This window comes from Caballeronia terrestris, assembly GCF_001544515.1.
In the GTDB taxonomy this organism is placed as follows: domain Bacteria; phylum Pseudomonadota; class Gammaproteobacteria; order Burkholderiales; family Burkholderiaceae; genus Caballeronia; species Caballeronia terrestris.
This window is the reverse complement of record NZ_FCOL02000084.1, coordinates 1-15,877: the sequence shown is the minus strand read 5'-3', so window position 1 is coordinate 15,877 and position 15,877 is coordinate 1. Positions and strand designations below refer to the sequence as shown.

13 protein-coding genes and 5 pseudogenes are annotated in these 15,877 nt (G+C 58.4%); 6 read left to right on the top strand and 12 right to left on the bottom strand.

Annotated features, from left to right (window positions below):
* Positions 1-161 (bottom strand): annotated as a pseudogene (locus AWB67_RS39940) (IS110 family transposase); the annotation flags it as partial.
* A gap of 752 nt (positions 162-913) precedes the next feature.
* Here AWB67_RS39940 and AWB67_RS30985 point away from each other — a divergent pair.
* The gene (locus AWB67_RS30985) at positions 914-1,408 is read left to right on the top strand and encodes a DDE-type integrase/transposase/recombinase (protein WP_087659940.1); all 495 of its coding nucleotides are present in this window, start codon (positions 914-916) and stop codon (positions 1,406-1,408) included.
* On the top strand, positions 1,360-1,869 hold the full coding sequence (locus AWB67_RS39935) for a hypothetical protein (protein WP_159965007.1): 510 nt from the start codon (positions 1,360-1,362) through the stop codon (positions 1,867-1,869). The genes AWB67_RS30985 and AWB67_RS39935 overlap by 49 nt, the downstream gene beginning before the upstream one ends.
* Before the next feature lie 375 nt (positions 1,870-2,244).
* Here AWB67_RS39935 and AWB67_RS30980 read toward each other — a convergent pair.
* Positions 2,245-3,398 (bottom strand): annotated as a pseudogene (locus tag AWB67_RS30980) (IS110 family RNA-guided transposase).
* Positions 3,399-4,018: 620 nt separating this feature from the next.
* Here AWB67_RS30980 and AWB67_RS30970 point away from each other — a divergent pair.
* Both AWB67_RS30970 and AWB67_RS41005 read left to right on the top strand, forming a co-directional pair.
* The gene (locus AWB67_RS30970; RefSeq protein ID WP_087659938.1) at positions 4,019-4,684 is read left to right on the top strand and encodes a recombinase family protein; all 666 of its coding nucleotides are present in this window, start codon (positions 4,019-4,021) and stop codon (positions 4,682-4,684) included.
* A gap of 113 nt (positions 4,685-4,797) precedes the next feature.
* Positions 4,798-4,962 (top strand): hypothetical protein, encoded by a 165-nt coding sequence (locus AWB67_RS41005; RefSeq protein WP_159965005.1) that lies wholly within the window; start codon positions 4,798-4,800, stop codon positions 4,960-4,962.
* A gap of 1,315 nt (positions 4,963-6,277) precedes the next feature.
* Here the strand turns inward: AWB67_RS41005 and AWB67_RS30965 are convergent.
* The 8 genes from AWB67_RS30965 to AWB67_RS30930 form a co-directional block, all read right to left on the bottom strand.
* On the bottom strand, positions 6,278-7,009 hold the full coding sequence (locus tag AWB67_RS30965; RefSeq protein ID WP_087659937.1) for a Crp/Fnr family transcriptional regulator: 732 nt from the start codon (positions 7,007-7,009) through the stop codon (positions 6,278-6,280).
* Between the two features lie 385 nt (positions 7,010-7,394).
* The gene (locus tag AWB67_RS30960; RefSeq protein WP_125477739.1) at positions 7,395-7,619 is read right to left on the bottom strand and encodes a hypothetical protein; all 225 of its coding nucleotides are present in this window, start codon (positions 7,617-7,619) and stop codon (positions 7,395-7,397) included.
* A gap of 73 nt (positions 7,620-7,692) precedes the next feature.
* Positions 7,693-8,419, bottom strand: a protein-coding gene (locus AWB67_RS30955; protein WP_235025427.1) for an IS6 family transposase whose coding sequence is annotated in 2 segments (ribosomal slippage) — positions 7,693-8,139 and positions 8,141-8,419 — 726 coding nt in all. Because the reading frame shifts where the segments join, the coding sequence is not laid out codon by codon here.
* Between the two features lie 175 nt (positions 8,420-8,594).
* A complete protein-coding gene (locus tag AWB67_RS30950) occupies positions 8,595-9,161 on the bottom strand; it encodes a YSC84-related protein (protein WP_087659935.1) in 567 nt (188 codons plus the stop codon).
* Between the two features lie 178 nt (positions 9,162-9,339).
* Positions 9,340-10,119, bottom strand: a complete 780-nt coding sequence (locus tag AWB67_RS30945) for an IS630 family transposase (protein WP_374729863.1) — start codon at positions 10,117-10,119, stop codon at positions 9,340-9,342.
* A 160-nt stretch (positions 10,120-10,279) separates the two neighbouring features.
* Positions 10,280-10,543 carry a hypothetical protein gene (locus tag AWB67_RS30940; protein ID WP_087659934.1) on the bottom strand — a complete coding sequence of 88 codons (264 nt, stop codon included), beginning with the start codon at positions 10,541-10,543 and terminating at the stop codon, positions 10,280-10,282.
* A gap of 161 nt (positions 10,544-10,704) precedes the next feature.
* A complete protein-coding gene (locus tag AWB67_RS30935; protein WP_087659933.1) occupies positions 10,705-12,141 on the bottom strand; it encodes a glycoside hydrolase family 1 protein in 1,437 nt (478 codons plus the stop codon).
* A 667-nt stretch (positions 12,142-12,808) separates the two neighbouring features.
* Positions 12,809-13,084, bottom strand: coding sequence for a hypothetical protein (locus AWB67_RS30930; protein ID WP_087659932.1), 276 nt, complete (start codon positions 13,082-13,084; stop codon positions 12,809-12,811).
* A 434-nt stretch (positions 13,085-13,518) separates the two neighbouring features.
* Here AWB67_RS30930 and AWB67_RS30925 point away from each other — a divergent pair.
* Together AWB67_RS30925 and AWB67_RS43490 are read left to right on the top strand one after the other, a co-directional pair.
* Positions 13,519-14,693, top strand: a protein-coding gene (locus tag AWB67_RS30925) for an IS3 family transposase (RefSeq protein ID WP_087659941.1) whose coding sequence is annotated in 2 segments (ribosomal slippage) — positions 13,519-13,777 and positions 13,777-14,693 — 1,176 coding nt in all. Because the reading frame shifts where the segments join, the coding sequence is not laid out codon by codon here.
* A gap of 48 nt (positions 14,694-14,741) precedes the next feature.
* Positions 14,742-14,927, top strand: a pseudogene (locus AWB67_RS43490) (IS21 family transposase); the annotation flags it as partial.
* 226 nt (positions 14,928-15,153) lie between these two features.
* On the opposite strand, the pseudogene AWB67_RS42245 reads toward AWB67_RS43490, so the two are convergent.
* A pseudogene (locus AWB67_RS42245) lies at positions 15,154-15,411 on the bottom strand (IS3 family transposase); the annotation flags it as partial.
* 97 nt (positions 15,412-15,508) lie between these two features.
* Positions 15,509-15,805, bottom strand: a pseudogene (locus AWB67_RS30915) (transposase); the annotation flags it as partial.
* Between the last annotated feature and the right edge of the window lie 72 nt (positions 15,806-15,877).

The window sequence follows — 15,877 nt, the reverse complement described above, 5'->3', positions numbered from 1 at the left end:
CAGGCCTCCATTCCGATGAGGCAAGGCTCGCGATTCGCAAAATGTTCGAGGAATGCGGCGCGCTTCAGTTGTTTGTTCATAATCTCGCCCGTGCCGGCATCCACCCAGTGAAGCTGGAAGACGTTCTTTGCGATGTCCACCCCGACCGTCGTATACTTCATTTCGGACCTCCGGTTAGCCTGTGAAGACCTCAATGATCTTCCATTTGGGCACTTTGATGCCGTCGGCCCGTGAGGGTCCGACTCTTCGGCGTCACCCACGTGGTAGGTGGGGGCGTTCATTCCATTTGTCGCCTCTGAATTTTCATAATTTGAAGAGATCAGAGGTATAGGTTGAAGACGAAACAAACGTATTCTGTCGAGTTTCAAAGAGCAAGCGCTGTCGAAGGTCTTGCAGCGCGGGAGTCGCACGGTTAGATCCGTGGCCGACGAATTGAACATGAACTTACTGACATTAAGGAAGTGGATGAGAGGTAGCGCCGCTGCGAATCGGAGCTCGGGCTCCAGACACGCAAAACGTCCAGAAGACTGGTCGCTGGAAGAACGGCTACTGGCTTTGCAGGAGAGCCACGGGTTGGTCGACGAGGCACTGAACGCGTGGTGTCGTGAACGGGGCCTGTTTGCTCATCATCTCGCGCAGTGGCGCATGGATTTTTGCGTCGTCGTCGGGACCGGTAACCGGCGCGAGAACGCCCAGGAAGTACGGGATTAGAAGCAGTCCAACGAAAGCGTTGGCTGAAGCGGCAGCGCTGCTGGTGCTGCTGCTGCAAAAAAGTATCGTGCGTTGTTCGAGGGCGAGGCCGAATGACGGCCCTTGAGGAACGCAAAGCCTGATTGCCTGGATCGGCGAGGCGACCCTGGCCGGTGCCCGCCAAGCACTCGCGTGTAAGGGGCTGGGGCTGAGCGCGCGTACAGTGCAGCGTTGGCAAAGCGGTGAACCGGACGCAGTGGATGGGCGCTCGTTACGGCGCTATGAGCCATCCCACAAGCTTTCTGCCGACGAACGCGCGGAGGTGTTAGGGGTGGCAAACTCGACAGAATTCGGTCATCTGCCACCGAGCCAGATCGTCCCACGCCTGGCAGATCAGCAACGCTATATCGCCTCGGAATCGACTTTCTACCGGGTGCTCAAAGCCGAGAAACAGCTCGCACATCGGCGTAGTGAGCGGCCGGTCAAATCGTGTAGCAAACCACGCGCGGTCTGTGCCGATGCGCCGAATCAGCTCTACAGCTGGGACATCACGTACTTGCCAGCGACGATCCGCGGGCAGTACTTTTATCTGTACCTTTTTGTGGATGTGTTCAGCCGCATGATCGTCGGATGGCAGGTTTATGCCGAAGAGAGCAGCGAGCAAGTGAGGTGCTCAAGGATCTCTGTGCGCGTGAGGCGATACAGCCCAACCAGGTGATTCTGCATTCCGACAACGGCGGCCCGATGAAGGGCGCCACGATGCTCGCCACATTGCAGGCCTTGGGCGTGATGCCGTCGTTGAGTCGCCCGGGCGTGAGCAACGACAATCCCTATTCGGAATCGCTGTTCAAAACCCCGTCCCGCCTATCCGCTAGAAGCGTTCGATACCCTGTTCGCGGCACGCACTTGGGTTGCAGGACTGGTGCGCTGGTACAACCACGAACACCACCACAGTGCAATCCGTTCGTCACGCCGGCCCAGCGCCATGCAAATCTCGACCAGGACATCCTGGATCGCCGCACGCTGCTCTACGAGGCAGCACGCGAGCGTCATCCGCTACGGTGGAAAGGCGCCACGCGCGACTGGCAGCGCATTCATGTCGTGCACCTGAATCCCGATCGTGCTGATCGCAACGCCGCCACCTTACAACCTCGCAGCCCGGAGCTAAAAGCAACCTGAATTTCAATCGTCGAGGCGACAACTTCTATGAGTAGTCCTTTGTCAAGCCATTTGGCGAGCAGGCCGATCAGCAATAAATCGATCTTCCGTCAACGTGTACAACGAGTTCCCTCCGTTGCGGTGAATTTGCAATGGTTCGAAGTCGATCCTTGCGCTCGTGAGACCTGATGTCTCACTAACTTCTATCCGCTGGCGGGAAGCCAGCCTCATCCTATACGCGCGTTACGCCGGTATCATTACCGGGAGCATGCCCCATCTAGAGAATCGGTTGCCTGCTTGTGCAACCCTTGTCGCCTACGGGCATGCTCGCTTCAAACCATATTTGCTTCACTACACATCGTTGATCAGGCCTCGTGCGGCCAGCACTCTGACGACTTATGCGGGTTTCAGCTGCGCTCCTTTTGGAATCACACCATCCTTCAGATAGCGCCACAGCGCAATCGCGAGACGCCGCGCCACGGCGACGATCGTAATGCGACGCGCGCGTCGATTGGGTCCGGTGCCCTGGGTGCGCTGATTGAACCACTGCGTCAGCGCGCTCACGGGTTGGTAGCGGATCCAGGACCACCATCTCGATGAGCAGCGCACGCACCCGTCGGTTGCCCTGTTTTACTGATGCCCTGATCCACCTGGCTCTCACCACTGTCGTAGGGTTGCGGCGCGAGCCCAACGCATGCACCGACCTGACAGCGATTGGTGAATTGCCGCCAGAACAGTTGCAGCGCCAGTCTTGAGCCGCCAACAGGCCCGGTGCCGCTCAGGCGCGTGAGGTGAGCAATCCGCTCGCGTGCAGGCTCGGGCAGACTGCTCTGGCGCGTCTTCTCCAGTGCGGCCAGTTGCTGCTCGGCGAGTGTCAGTCGCGCACACTCGCGAACCAGCCGTTCGTGGAGCTCTACTGGCAGCGGCGCGCCATCGTGACACCGTAGCTCGCCACGGGCGAGCCGGCCGGCGAACTTCCTGCTGTCGACCTCGTCCCAGCAACCGAGTGTGACCAGCAGCTTGCGCATGCGGTCGCGGTGCTGCAGGACTTCCTTCTGCAGTTGCCCGCGATCTCGCATCAGATGGCGGGATGCTTCGTCCTGCGGTGACGGCACCCGAATTACCCGCGTGCGTCCGCGTTCGCCGCGTAGCCAGGCACGCAGGTTGATGACCAGCTTGACGGCATCGAGCCGGTCGGTCTTGGCGCGCCGTTTGTGGCGCTCAACGGGGATGCTCCCGGGATCGACGACATGACATTCGATCCCGCGAGCCTGCAGCGCACGAAAGATCCAGAATGCGTCTTGGCCCGCTTCATAGCTGACGACGACCCGTACATTCGCTGGTAGTGCCCACTTCTCCTTGTGCTGCCCAATTAGGGTCAGCACGGCCTGCAGACGGGATGCCGCCTGTGGCTCCGCTACGGTGTGCACGGCCGGGTTGTCGCGCCGGCCGTCGTGCAGCGCTACTTTCCACTTTGCCGCCGCCAGTTCGAGCGACACTGCCAGCACGAGCAGTTCGTAATGCGTCATGTCTGAATGATCTGTGCGCATGATCCTCTCCTTTGAGTAAGGCCCACACGCACTGATTTTATGATCTGCGTGGTGCGTGTCCAGTAGCCCCGCACTGCATAGGATCTAGCTTGAAAACTTCCGGTCACCACGCCGGTCTACTGGACAAGGTTAGAGCCGTCAGGCGGCGCAAGTTCGCCGCTCAAAACGCCGTGGAGTTCGCATTCGCTCGCAAGCTTCGCCCTCGCGGCCGGCTCGTCGGCGGCATGAATGATTGGCGCAAACGAGCCGCTGCGTGCGACACCTGCCGGACGCCGTTCTTCAGGTTGCGTTGCGGTCCGTGTTCGTCGACGAAATCGCCGTTCGGTGAGACGACGGTGATTCTGAACTCGGAAATCGGCTCGTCGCCGCTTCCGCTTAACCGATTTGCCGCGCGCGCTCGCCGTTGTGCGGATACTTATGAAAATCTCTTGACCGTCCAAACGTAACTAGTTAATCTGGACAAAGCGGGTCACGGTGCCTGATGACTTCGAGCACGGACATATAGCCGCCGCACTTCGAATAGTGGTTAGCTGTAGAACATAGATCTAGCGCGAGCGCGCCGAAACGACACTTGAACGACTGCCGCTCGTGACTGTTAAACGAAACCGATGGGGGCAACGATGTTTATCCGGGCTTACCTCCGCGCCTCGGCACAAGACCAAGACGCCAATCGTGCGGAGATTGCGCTGAAGGCATTCGCGAAAGAGCAAGGCGTTCGCATTGCCGGCTGGTTCTGTGAGAATGAGAGCGGCACCAAGCTTGACCGCCCGGAACTGTTTCGCCTGATTGAAGAGAGCGAGCACGGCGACGTTCTGCTCGTCGAGCAAGTCGACCGCCTTTCACGTCTTGGTGAGGCCGATTGGGGCAAGTTGCGCGGGTTGCTGAAGTCCAAGGGCGTGCGGGTTGTCTCGATCGATCTGCCGACGAGCTGTCGCGCGCTGAAGGTTAGCGCCGATGCTGACAACTTCACAAACCGGTTGCTCGATGCCGTGAACGAAATGATGCTCGACATGCTCGCCGCGGTTGCCCGGAAGGATTTGCTCGACCGCAAGCGCCGCGCTGCGGAAAGCGTACAGCGTCGCAACGAGGCTGATGAAGGCAAGGCGCCCGAAGAGCGCGGTTATCGCGGGCGCCGCGTTGATACGGATATGCACGCGCGCATCGTCGAATTGAAGCGGCTCGGCATGAGCTACAGCAAGATCGAAAGCACACTCGGCGTGAGCCGTCCGACCGTCGCGCGTGCGCTGAAGCTTGCCGGCATGATCGGCGTCGGCGAAGCGGCATAAGCGAGGCGGATAAAGGCATTGACTACCCGGTTATCAGGGCATCGAGGCGGGCGCCGGCAGGTGAGAATGCTGTACCGTGCCGGACGGGGTTCCCGGCTCACTGATCGAGGCAAATGAATAACGAACCGATGATCAATCAACCGATGGCCGAAGAGCAGTTGTACCGGCTCCGGTTGTTTGGACACGCTTTTGCAGCTCAGGCGGCCAATTTCATCAGCCTTTCCTCGTCTCGCCGAACGGCGATTTCGTCGACGAACACGGACGGCAGCGCAACCTGAAAAACGGCGATCGGCCAAACAGGGAGTTCCACGCGCCCGATGAACCCGGCCCCGAGAACCCGATCCTGTGAGGGGCGCTCCAACCCGCCCGCGCAACGGCCGCGCCATACCGACCGTCCGGAAGGTTCGAGCGGCACGACTCAACTCTTTTTTCCCAGGGGTTACCAAGTTGCGTCAGGAGTCGCTCGATGCGCTTCATTTGTTGTGGCAGCAGTCCAGGGGCAGCTCGAACCTCAAGCACCCGCTTGTGCCAGTACGTCCGGGCGAACAATGAGCTGCGCCTTCTCCCGCGAGAATTCGCTCAAGATGCGCAATCTCGTTGTCAATATTTCTCGGAGTGAAAGCGCCCCGGGTGCGACTTTTTTCTCTCATCCTCTCTCAGGTGCCGCTGTTGACCATACGGCAACCGCAAACGTCCTACTTTTAGACGCTACGTGCTAAATATGTGCTTGGAGTACAAGATTTGTTAATAGGGTCAACGGCCCCTATTATTTTTTAGGGCTTCTCTCAACGCCTGCGGAACTTCTTACCGACGATGAGCGGAATTTCAAATGCTCCGCTCCTAATCCAGCCGGCTTCTCAGGATCGCGCAAAGAGTCGTCTTCGCTGTCGTTCTAGTCCGACAGCGAGCTTGCGCGATCGGCTGTATGCTCCAGATCAATTAGCGAGGCAAACCGATGAGACGTCGCTTGTCGCCTTGTTGCTTCGGCAATACAGGAGCGCCGGGAGCGTCCCTACTCCTCTTCTCCGGTGATAACGCACCGCGGCCTCCAACATGCCGCGCCGCCGGCTCTCTGCAGCGACGCGTGGCCCAAAATTGCCTGCGCCACGTGGCCAGCATATCGCGCTGTGAACGGCGCGCGTGACGAGATATGGCAAAACGGCGAAACGCATGCACGGAGGTGTTGTCCATCTGCGGGAGGTCGTCGAGGCTGAAACTGCCGAGCGCCGCTTGCTTTGGACCCCGTTCACCGGCCGGCTGCTGCACGGCCATCCGGACCAGACGACCTAATGCATCGGCCGTGTAGCGTAGAAGAATCGATGACGCAGGTTGCACCGCCGCTCGGCTGCGGTGCGGCCCGGAATCGACGAGCACTGACTAGGGCAGTGCTGAAAAAGCGGGGGTTTTCACGGGGTCGTCGTTGCTAATTCCACGATGCGAGAATGGCGACACGCTCGCGTCGATTTTGGCCTTTAGCTGGACCCTCAACGTGCTCGGCCTATTCCGACCGCTTGAACCGTTCGCAGCGCACGGCATGAACGTAGCGCCCAATCATCATGCTGCTGGAAAAGAGCCAACCGACCACTGACGGTCTCAAGCAGCTTCCTCGGTCAACATAGCCGGCAGCAGTCGCGCAAACTCACGCTTCACCAGCCCATAGCATTCGCACGCACGTCCCTCGAGACCGCACCGATCGACGATACGGATGGAACCCCGCGTCTGATACACGATTCCAGCCGACTGCAAGCGCCTCGCCGCTTCAGTCACCCCCTCGCGGCGCACGCCGAGAAGATCCGCGATCCGCTGTTGCGTGATCACGAGCTTGTCCGAGCCGGTCGCATCCATCGCCTCCAGAAGCCAGCGCGAGAACTGGTTGCTCACCGAATGATGCCGGTTACAGGCGGCGGTCTGCGCGATCTTGGTGAAGAGCGCATGCGCATACAGCACGATCAGGCGACGCATCGCTTCGGAGCGGTCGAAATGCTGGCGCAGGGCCGTAGCATTCACGCGATACGCCGATCCCGAGCACTGCACCTCGACGCTCGATGGCATTGCATCACTGTTCATCAGCACGTTGGCGCCGGTCATTCCCTCGCGCCCGATCGAGGCGACTTCGACGGTGCGTCCGTCCTCCATCGTATGCAGCAAGGACACGACAGCCGTGATCGGGAAGTAAATATGGCGTACGCGCGCTCCCGCATCGCAGAGCACTTGCGACGACTCGAGACGGACGAGTTCGAGATCAGGGGCGATCGCCTTCCACTCAGGCGTGCGAAGGCCGCTCAGCAAATGATTGCCGTGTAGATCGGATTGCAGCATCAGCATAGACATATCTCCAAGGATCGCGCACGCAGGCGCACCGGGTCTTGTTGGTACAAAGCGGGACATGCCTCTTGGGCGAGGCACGCTCTCAAAGGAGAGGTGTCGACGGGTACATTGTAGGCGGTCATTCTCAAGGGAACGAGCACCATATAAGACGTAAGCGATCGCTGACTTAGGTGGCCTGTCCTCCTGGATCACGCTCGCGCTTTTCAACCCGCGATTGCGTAGCACTCTCCGAAGCGCGTCCGCTGCGCGCTCGGCCGAGCGCTTTCTCGGCGGCTTCGAGACGACTTTTATAGGTAGCACTTCCCCGGCGTCTAATGCTCAGCCGGTATTCCCTGCGTGCCTCAACCAGTGGTAGCCGCTGCTCCTCGAATCGGTTCCCCCATTAGAGGCCTGTGCTTTTGTCTGTTGGTTCGCAATCCGGACGGACTTCGCTGCCGGCGGTCACCGTCCACGCGTTTTGAACATCAGGTTTCTCCGCAGCCATAATAAGCTCGTCCGCCATTTGCGCGAGGATCGCATCGGCCCATTCCTGCGGGTCCAAGTGCGTCAACTCCGCGACCTGCAACAGCTTGGCGTACGTCGCGCGAGTGATCATGATTTGATTCACGGTGTCTCTTCGTAAGATACCCTAACTTCTAGCGGTTGTGGTGCAATACGGTAGGTTGGCGAGAAACCGCCTGTCACTCGGAGAACTCAACGAGTTGAAACGACCGCCGTCCAAATCGAGGGCGCAGTGGTATCGCGTTGAGATGCACGCTGGACACATCAAATTGACCTTTGCGAATGCGATGCATCAGTTTGATGCCGGAGATGGTAACGGCCGCGTTGCGGAAGCGTTTGAACCCGAGCATCACGTTCACCCCTGATTTGATGAGCCGATGATCTTGCTCGATCAGGTTGTTCAGGTACTTCGAGGAACGCAATTTCGTTCGGTGGGAGAGCAACCCGTCAGTCTTCATCTCGCGGACGGCTCGATGCGATGCTGCGTTGCTGTCCAGGGTGATCGTTGCGGGAGCGCGCCCCTGAGTTCTGATCGCCTTCACGAAGAACGCTTTTGCTGCAGCCACATCGCGCTTGGCGCTGAGGCGGAAATCGATCGTCTCTCCCGTTCGGTCAACTGCGCGGTAGAAGATAGGTCCATTTGCCACGGATCTTCACATAGGTCTCGTCGACTCGCCACGACTGACCGGCCGCCGCGGCGAACCGATTCCAGCGTTTGACGAACTCCGGCGTGTACCACCTCACCCAGCGCATGATCGTCGTGTGCACCGGCGATAGACCGCGCTCCGCCATCATTTCAGCAAGATCTCGGAAGCTCAGCTTGTAGCGCAGGCACCAACGCACGCAAAGGATGATGACTTCGCGGTCGAAATGACGCCCATTGAACAACCCGTCGAGGTCCTCCAGCTTGCTCTTGGCTCGTGCTGGTCAAAAGATCGAGCGTAGAAGACCGACGCATTGGAATTGCACCACAACCTCGGCCGGTTGCAGCCCTTCATGCTTTCGCTTTCGCCGGACACCCATGCGTCTCTTTCGCGCGAGTTTCGGCCGTCAATGGCCTACATTTAACACTCGGCGAAAATCAACGAGGCGTATAAGAGAACTTCTGGCCACCAACGCTTGCCTCGTACATCAGCCCACCCTTGGCGACTGTAAACACAGCCATGCCTTTTCGATAGGCGCCTGTTGTTTTGGCATCTTTCTTGCCGCCACTTACGTTCGTAGACGTGCCGCCCGTCGTGCCTGCCTGTGCGCCAGCCGCCGCAGTGATCGCGATCGCGTTGGCATCTGCGCCGAATTCAAAGTTACCATTGATGAATTCTTTGAGGGCTCGTTCATCCTTGAACAAGATGAGTTCACTGTACACTTGACCGCCAAGTTGGAAGCCCACAGTGACCTGAGTCATCGATGTATCGCCGATACGTTTCCCTTTCTCATAGACGCGACCCTTCCCATGGGCACCGCCTATACCGACCCCCCCCTTGCCAATCTTCGGAAACACAGCGTAACCATAGGCACTATGCAGAAGACTGCCGCTTGCTCCCGCGTTCTTGAATAGGTTGAGGGTATCCATATATTCGTCGGCCCGAGCAGCAGAAATAGGCAACATCAGCAGAACCGTGAGCGTCAATATCAGACGTTTGAGCATGACATGTCTCCATGGATTGATCGTGTTCAAGCACTGCCGTGACTTCCCTCCCCATTATTGTCGATCATGCCAGCGGCAGCAAAAATACTTTGCAGGATCGCTCCGGCGTCTAGCAATTCACCGAGCGCAGGATTGTTGTGTGCATCGGAGATAGATGGCGCTCCACCATCGTCAAACGCTAGAATCGGTTCGCCTCGCCGGGTTGATGTCGTGGCGACCGGGGCTGCGCACCAGCCTGCCAGATCGGGCGGCACGATCTGGCCGGGTGACGAGCCAGTCGAACCGATGACGGATCGCCGCGAGGCGACCCCGGGCGCCCCGTTTCAAGGCGGAATCGATCCGCGCGCACTTGCCAACGACCGTAGTCCATTGCGGATTCAGCCGATTGATGCAGCAGATTGATGAAATCGCCGGTTGCCGCATCGAGCGCAGCAAACAAGGTGGTCGTGCCATGCCGTATATAATCACGCGTCACACCTTCCAGGTAGCCCAGCCCCAGCGGCAACACCGGCTGGGTGCGCTCGAGCGCCTGGCACTGACTCTTCTCGTCGACACACAGCACCAGGGGGTTGGTCGGCGGGCTCAGATGCAGCCCGACAATATCGCGGACCTTCTCGACGAAGTACGGATCAGTAGAAAGCTTAAAGCTCTTCGAGCGATGAGGCTGCACACCGAACAGCGATAGATACCGCGCCACCGAGCTCTTCGAAATACCCGTTTGCGCAGCAGCAGAACGCACGCTCCAGTGTGTAGCCCCGTTTGGTTTCTCGTGTAGCACCTTCGCAAGCAGTTCCACCACAGCTTCATCGTCATGCGAGCGCGGTCGCGCCGGTCGCGCTTGGTCATGCAGACCTGCCAGTCCCTGCGCGACAAATCGCTTCTTCCAGTGCGTGATCGCCGGCGGCGTCACCTCACACCGCATCGCAATTTCCTTTGCCGAATGGCCGTCTGCAGCCATCAGGACAATCTTTGCCCTAAGGGGACCAGAGAATGAGGCAGAGAACGCGACCGGCTCATCGACAGCAATTGCTCCCGCTCTAGTTCCGAAACCACTACCTCGATTCCTTGCGTCCCATGATCGTCTCCGCTCAACGTCGCTTGATCATTAGAATAAAAAGTTATTTCTGGGACAGAACGCCGTCCCACCGGCGCCCATCCACCATCTGCGGAATAAAGGGTTTGATGTATTCCGGGGCCACCTCTGACCACGCGCTCAGCTGCCACTCGCCGCTGCACAACTGCGTATGTCGGAAGAGCGACCCGAAGCCGCCTCCCGGTGCCGGTACCTGGGCGACGGCTCTGGCCGATGAAGCAACGTCGAGATGGCCGAGCAAACCGAAGTCTGACAGGTGATGGCCGGCGAGCGGGCGCTTGCCGGCCACGAAGCGTCATTCGCCCGGGCCGTCGCCCGGACGTTCAGACGTCGGATCCATCCAGCAAGCGGCCATTCAATACTCGAGGATGAACGTGCTATAACTCAAGGATGGGTACTTGGACCCGTTGCCGGCATTCCAGTTTCCGCAACACCAACGTCCGCTCCCCACTAAAGTTTCGTACCATTGCTGGCAATCACATCTCGATACCAATGAAAGCTGTCTTTCGGTATCCGGCGCAGGTCTTTTTCATTGGTCTCATCACGGTCAACATATACAAAGCCATAGCGTTTTTGATATCCATTCAGCCAGCTCAAGATATCGGTAAACGACCACGCGCAGTAACCCAGCAATTGCACGCCATCGCTGATCGCTTGCTGGCAGGCTTCAAGGTGGCCTTTCAGGTAGGCAATACGGTATGCGTCGTGAATGGTGTCATCCGCGTCCAGAGTGTCGAACTCACCCAGACCATTTTCGGTAATCATCATTGGTAGGGCGTAACGGCTGGAGATACGACGTAAAGCAATACGCAAACCAGTTGGGTCGATAGCCCAGTCCCAATTGGATGTTTCCAGATTTGGGTTGGCCGTGGTGCGATACAGGCCGGGCGCGCCACTTGATAGTGTGGTGCCTTTCTTGCCGGTGGTGTTGATACGCTTCATGCCCACGCCATCAAGCGGGTTCTCGGTAAACGTGGTGGTGTAGTAGTAGTTCACCCCGACAAAGTCAGGTAAGCCGCGCTGAAAAATTTCGAGATCGCCCGGTTCAATGTGCGGCGCTTCGCCGGTTTGCTGCAAATAATGCAGCGCCGCTTCCGGATAGCGACCAAAACAATAGACATCCAGCCACCAGTAATTGGTGAATTCGTCAGCGTTTTCAAAAGCCAAAATGTCGCTCGGCGCACTGGAGGCCGGGTAGGCAGGCGAATAGGCAAAGCTGGGGCCGATCTGGCCGGTGGGTAGGTGCTGGCGGAATGCGGCAATAACTGTGGCATTAGCCAGGAATGCGACATGATTGGCGGCAAAGAAGCGTTTGCGGTCTTCTACGCCGGGCGGGTGAGTGCCCAACTGAAAGGCATTGGTGAAGTTGAAGTTCTGTTCATTCAGCGAAACCCAATACGTGACCTTGCCCCCAAAGCGCTGAAACAGCGTTACGCAATAGCGCTCGAAATCCGCAATTATCTCGCGGCTTTCCCAGCCACCGTATTCATCCTGCAAAGCTTGTGGCAAATCCCAGTGGTACAGTGTGAGCACAGGTTCGATGCCGTGAGCGATCAGTTCGTCGATCAGGCGCTCATAGAATGCCAACCCCGCTTCATTAACCTCGCCTCGACCTTGCGGATAAATGCGCGGCCAGCTCACTGAGAAGCGGTACGCCTTCATACCCATCTGGGCCATCAGCGCCACGTCCTCGGCGAAGCGGTGATAGTGATCGACTGCCACGTCACCGTTGCTGCCCTGAAAAGTCTTGCCGGGAATCTTGGTAAAAGAATCCCATACCGACGGGCCTTTGCCGTCCACGTTCCAGGCGCCTTCTACCTGGTAAGCCGCCGAGGCGGCACCCCAGAGAAAATCCGGAGGGAAGTCTTTCAGTTTCCGGTGGAACATGAGTGCGCTCCTGACGGTTCGCTGCAGCGGAAAAGATCTGATTGTGACCAACACAAGCCAGCCAATGGCATGTTTGAAGTTCGCCGTAGCGTGGTAGTGTGAATTTTACTGAACCGATTAGCAACAATCTTCCGGAAACCTTATTCTCCGTGCATTGCGGCGATCGATCCACCCTGGTTAAGAAATGGAGATCGTTCATCAAGAATTTTGCGTCATGGATTTATTGGGTTTCGAGCGGGGTTCCGCCTCTTTGAGATTTCTGGTGGATGACGGAAGGTATGGCGGGCGATGAGGGCCAAGGCGTCCACAGGTGATATCTGGGTGAATCTGACGTGCGAACGTCCGTCGATGGGGCAGACGAGCCGCCCCCTAATGGCGGTGATACTGCCGTTTGGATGGCCCCCGTGTTTCACTGGCTCGATTACGGCGATCATCCGGTGGCTCGATTACGCCGGTCATGAAATGGACCGATTACGCCGATCCGTGGCAACCGGCTGATCCGTTGGCTCAAGGGTCCAGCTCGTCGAACATATCGGCTCGTTCGAGTCGTCGCCCATTAACGCGAGCACGTCCTGAACAAATTCGGCCTCGAGGACCCCGAATGCCGCGTCATCTCGTGGGAAGCCGCATCGACATCCGACGACGCGGCTTCCCCGAATGCCCAGGGTTAGCGGAAGGTCGCCATCTCAAAATGAATGTGGTGCGCCGACTTCGGGATCCACTCTGGTTGAGGTGAGGTCCGATGGTCGATCTCTGCCATTCCGTAGGAAAGGGCGAAGCGCTGGGCCTCTAGCGGGCAAGGAAAGTCGCCAAGCACGCCGGTAGCGCGCCGAACGCCGTCGGGCGCGCCGATGATTAGCATCGCCGCAAACATATTGTCGTCCTGCGCGATGACTGGAATCAATGTGAAGCCCTTGTATGTGAGCTCGGTGAGCGGGGCCATAATCTTCCCTCAGAGAATGCTAAGCGGTACATTGCCGCTGAATGTATCCATACGTTATCGGCAATAATAACCTACTTTCAAAGTTATTATAGGCAAAATTACCTAGCGTTGCGCAGCGGCGATGTGTTATCACGTCGCCGTCTTCTTACAGGAGTGAGGCGCCTGAGACATCACCTCCCAATCAATTTCATGCGGCGGCGGCCCAACTCCTGAGAGCCGAGCCGTGTGCTTCATTGAGCATGACATGCGGTGTCTCCACCCCGGGCGGTCACCCAAATTCCCCCGGGGATGGTCACTTCAAATTCCCCACCCACCTGACGATCGTCGGCTAGGAGCCTGACAGCCGGGATCGGCGTAGCAGGACGTGAGCTTGCCCCCCCCGCGAAACGGATCCCTTGCTGAGTATGTAAAACTCACGCAAGGAGGAAGGAATGATGGGTAATCCGAGAGCACGATACACGCAGGAATTCATGATAGAGGCCGTGCGCATGGTGCGAGGCGGCCAGAGCATGGCGGCGGTGGCAAAGATTCTGGCGATCAGCCCGAAGACGCTGCACAACTGGGTGAAGGCCGATGCTGCTGGCAAGCTGAACGGCGCAGGCAAGCAGACATCTGCAGAGCAGATGGAGATTGCCCGACTGCGCGCGGAGCTGTCGCGCGTGAAGATGGAGCGCGACATATTGGAAAAAGCAGCGGCGTACTTCGCGACGGGGTCGGCATGAGGTACGCCTGGATTGAGCGTCACAGCCGACAATGGCCGGTTTCGCTGCTCTGTCAGACGCTGGGCGTAAGCCCCAGTGGTTACCACGCGCGCAAGGCCCGGGATGTCGACACGGACCGCCCGCGCCGGCGCATCAGCAACGACACCCTGCTGGTGCACATCAAGGCCGTGCACGCTGAATCCAAAGGGGAGTATGGCTGGCCTCGCGTGTGGAAGCAGCTGCTTGCCCAGGGCGTTCGTGTCAGCAAGGATCGCGTCCAGCAGCTCATGAAGCTGCACGGCATCAGGGCGAAGACCAAACGCCGCTTCAGGGCGACCACCGACAGCAACCACGACCTGCCGGTCGCGCCAAACCTGCTGCGACGCGACTTCTCGCCCGCTCGCCCCGATCAGGCCTGGACTACGGACATCACCTACCTCTGGACTGACGAGGGCTGGCTGTACCTGACGGTCATCCTCGACTTGTTTAGCCGTCAGGTGGTGGGCTGGTCGATGCAGCCGCACATGCGCACGGAGTTGGTGTCTGACGCGCTGCGTATGGCGTGGTTTCGCCGCGGGCCGGAAGCGGGCCTGATCGTCCATAGCGACAGGGGTAGCCAGTATTGCAGTCGTGACTTCCAGAACCTGCTCAAAGCCTACGGCATGCGCAGTTCTATGAGCCGTCGAGGCAATTGCTGGGACAACGCGCCGACCGAGAGCCTGTGGGGATCGCTCAAGCGCGCTCGCATCCTTGGCCAGCGCTTTACAACACGTCGCGAAGCGATGGACGAGGTGATCGACTGGTTGAGCTTCTACAATCATTCGCGCTTGCATTCGACATTGGGCTACGTCAGTCCGATGCAATTCGAGCAGCACTGGCATGCCGCCCAGAATCGACGGGTGGCATAATCTCCGCTCGGCTAAGGGATCCGAAATTCGCGGGCAAGGTCAACGTTTATTTTTATCTCCTTCGAACAAGAAGGAGATGGGGAGGTGAACGTCTTGAAGCCGCACCTGCAAAGTACCGTATTCACGCTACTCGAGCGCAACAAGAGCCAGCGACAGATCCAGCGACTGACGGGGATCGATCGCAAGACGATCCGTCGCTACCAGGCGATCTTTGGGTCCCCGCAAGCTTCGTCGGCAAACTCCTCTATATGAACGGCCCCTTTTGCGCCAGCTTTCTCATGAATGACAGAGCAGAATAGGTTGCAGCTCTATATGCGACCTTGTTGCAGCCATGCCGCCGCTGCGGGTCCCTATGAAATCCGCTGACTCGTGCCTCATTCCGGGGAAGAGCTCAAAGCTCGTTGGAGTTTCCAGGTTTCACGGAAATTTTCAAGCTAGATGTCGCCTCAACGATTGGATTTCAGGCGGCTTTTTGCTCTTGCGTTTGAGGGTGTCGAGTGAGTTCAGATTTACCGACCTGATCGGGATTCAGATGGACCGTGTGCACGCGCTTCCAGTTTCGCGTAGGGCCTTTCCATCGCAGCGGGTTACGCTGCCTGGCCACCTCATAGAGCGTTGCGCGGCGATCGAGAATCTGCTGGTCAAGGTTTGCGTGACGCTGGGCCGGCGTCACGAAGCGGATCGCGCTGTGACGATGTTCGTGGTTATACCAGCGTACTAGTCTTACTGTGTCATAAAACTCATGGCATTATAGAGAGGTGGCGCCGTTGGTTCGGACAGTCAGATCGAGTTTATAAGTGGAAGCGCCGGGGTCATCAAGCTGCCGATTTGATCGCTGGCAGTGTCGCGAAGTATGCCTCATCCGGCGTCTGATCGGACAGACTCGAATGAGGTCGTTTCTGGTTGTAAAGATTCAGGTAATCGCCAATAGAACGGCGGGCATGACTGACCGATTCATAGGCCCTCAGATACACCTCTTCATATTTCACGCTGCGCCAGACACGCTCGACGAACACGTTGTCGCGCCAGGCACCTTTGCCGTCCATGGACAAGCGAATGCCCCGGCGGAGCACCGCGTCGGTGAAGTCTGTCGCTGTGAACTGGCTGCCCTGGACGCCCTTCTAAAGGTCAAGGGGCAATTTGAACCTGTCCGATCTGGCGGTTGCGCTGCCGGATTACGGAAT

Bases quoted from the DNA above. Each gene is read 5' to 3' on its own strand.
- AWB67_RS30970 (WP_087659938.1), top strand. From the start codon at position 4,019: ATGTTTATCCGGGCTTACCTCCGCGCCTCGGCACAAGACCAAGACGCC.
- AWB67_RS41005 (WP_159965005.1), top strand. From the start codon at position 4,798: ATGAATAACGAACCGATGATCAATCAACCGATGGCCGAAGAGCAGTTG.
- AWB67_RS30965 (WP_087659937.1), bottom strand. From the start codon at position 7,009: ATGCTGATGCTGCAATCCGATCTACACGGCAATCATTTGCTGAGCGGC.
- AWB67_RS30950 (WP_087659935.1), bottom strand. From the start codon at position 9,161: ATGCTCAAACGTCTGATATTGACGCTCACGGTTCTGCTGATGTTGCCT.
- AWB67_RS30945 (WP_374729863.1), bottom strand. From the start codon at position 10,119: ATGGCTGCAGACGGCCATTCGGCAAAGGAAATTGCGATGCGGTGTGAG.
- AWB67_RS30935 (WP_087659933.1), bottom strand. From the start codon at position 12,141: ATGTTCCACCGGAAACTGAAAGACTTCCCTCCGGATTTTCTCTGGGGT.
- AWB67_RS30930 (WP_087659932.1), bottom strand. From the start codon at position 13,084: ATGGCCCCGCTCACCGAGCTCACATACAAGGGCTTCACATTGATTCCA.